Source organism: Micromonospora sp. NPDC047753 (genome assembly GCF_040642735.1).
In the GTDB taxonomy this organism is placed as follows: Bacteria; Actinomycetota; Actinomycetes; order Mycobacteriales; family Micromonosporaceae; genus Micromonospora.
The window spans coordinates 1-1,877 of record NZ_JBEYSL010000799.1; the positions used below are offsets into that span (position 1 = coordinate 1).

A 1,877-nucleotide genomic window follows, 5' to 3' on the forward strand; every position below is an offset into this window, starting at 1 on the left:
GCCTCTACCTGCTCTACAAGGGCGGGGTGATCGATTTCAACTCCGACCTGGAGGAGGGCCGCCCCGCGAGGGGAGCCGGGCGGCCGGTGGCACGGCGTGCCGGTCCTGATCTGATCCACAGCAACGACGGGGGAGTTGGTCCAATGGCGGGCCGCATGGTGGCTGGTTCCGCCGCGCTGGCCGATCTGGTGCGCCCGGCGAGCGCGCCCGACCCGGTCGGTGGCCACCGGGTGCTGCCGGTGGTGCCCGAGCTGACCGGTCTGCTGCCCAACCGGGGCCTGCGCCGGGGCAGCACCATCGCGGTCGCCGCCGGCCAGCCCCGCCGCAGCGGTGGCACCTCGCTGATGCTGGCCCTGCTCGCCGAGGCGTCCCGGGCCGGCTCGTGGTGCGCCGTGGTCGGGGTGCCGACGTTCGGCGCGGGCGCGGCGGCTGAGCTGGGCATCGCCCTGGACCGGCTGGCCCTGGTGCCGAACCCCGGCCCCGAGTGGGCCACCGTGGTCGCCGCGCTGATCGACGGGGTGGACGTCGTGGTCACCACCGTGCCGGCCTCGGTCTCCGCCTCGGTCGCCACCCGGTTGGCCGCCCGGGCCCGGCAGCGCGGCAGCGTGCTCGTCCCGTACGGCCGGTGGGACGGCGCGGACGTGACGCTGCAGGTGGTCCGGGGAGTCTGGGAGGGTCTCGGGCTGGGCCGGGGGCGGTTGCGCCGCCGGGAGATCACCGTCTCGGCGCGCGGGCGCGGGGCGGCTGCCCGGCCCAAGGAGATCAAGGTCTGGCTCCCGGGTGACGAGCTGACCCGGGTGATCCCTCGTACGCTGCCGTCGCCCGTGGGGCGATCGGCCGCGCCACTCGCGCTGGTCGGTCAGGGGTGACCGGCGCGCCGGCACGCACGCTGTTGCTGTGGTGCCCGGACTGGCCGGTGCTCGCCGCCGAGATCGTCGACGGGGTGCCGGCGACCGGCCCGGTCGCCGTGCTGCACGCCAACCGGGTGGTCGCCTGCTCCGAGCGGGCCCGTGCCGAAGGGGTGCGTCGAGGGCTGCGCAAGCGGGAGGCACAGGGGCGCTGTCCGCAGCTCACCGTCGTGGAGTACGACCCCGGCCGGGACGCCCGGGCGTTCGAACCGGTGGTCGCCGCGGTGGAGGAGTTGGTCGCCGGCGTCGAGGTGGTCCGTCCGGGCGCCTGCGCGGTGGCCGCCCGGGGGCCGGGCCGTTACCTCGGCGGCGAGGAGGCGGCCGCTGAGCGGATCATCGAGCATGTGGCGCAGTCGTGCCTGGTGGAGAGCCAGGTCGGCATCGCCGACGGGGTGTTCGCGGCCGGGTTGGCCGCTCGCGCCGGCCGGGTGGTGGCACCGGGTGGGACACCGGAGTTCCTGGCCGGGTTGCCGGTCGAGGCGCTCGGGCGGTCGGCGCTCGCCGACCTGCTGCGCCGGCTGGGAGTACGCACCCTCGGCGACTTCGCCGCCCTGCCGGCCGGCGACGTGCTGGCCCGGTTCGGGTTCGACGGTGCGCTGGCTCACCGGCTGGCCGCCGGGCGGGACCACCGCCCACTCGCCGTCCGGCAGCCGCCGGCCGACCTGACGGTGACCGCGGAGCACGACGACCCGATCGACCGGGTCGACGCGGCGGCGTTCGTGGCCCGGGCGCTGGCCGAGCAGCTGCACGAACGGCTGGCCGGGCACGGCCTGGCCTGCACCCGGCTCGGCATCGAGGCGGTCACCGAGCACGGGCAGGAGCTGCACCGGGTGTGGCGGCACGATGGCCTGCTCACCGCCGCGGCCATCGCCGTGGTCATCGGGCGGGTCATCAGCAAGACCGGCCGCTGGAAGCGGTACCTGGTGATCGGGTCGGCGCTGCTCACCGTCGGCTTCGCGCTGATGGGCA

At 76.3% G+C, this 1,877-nt stretch carries 1 protein-coding gene and 1 pseudogene; both read left to right on the forward strand.

The window, feature by feature from the left end:
* The first annotated feature begins 143 nt into the window (after positions 1 to 143).
* Entirely contained in the window at positions 144 to 869 is a 726-nt protein-coding gene (locus ABZ749_RS34655; protein ID WP_355007688.1) for a hypothetical protein, read from the forward strand.
* Positions 866 to 1,877 (forward strand): annotated as a pseudogene (locus tag ABZ749_RS34660) (DNA polymerase Y family protein); the annotation flags it as partial. The gene ABZ749_RS34655 and the pseudogene ABZ749_RS34660, both read left to right, overlap by 4 nt.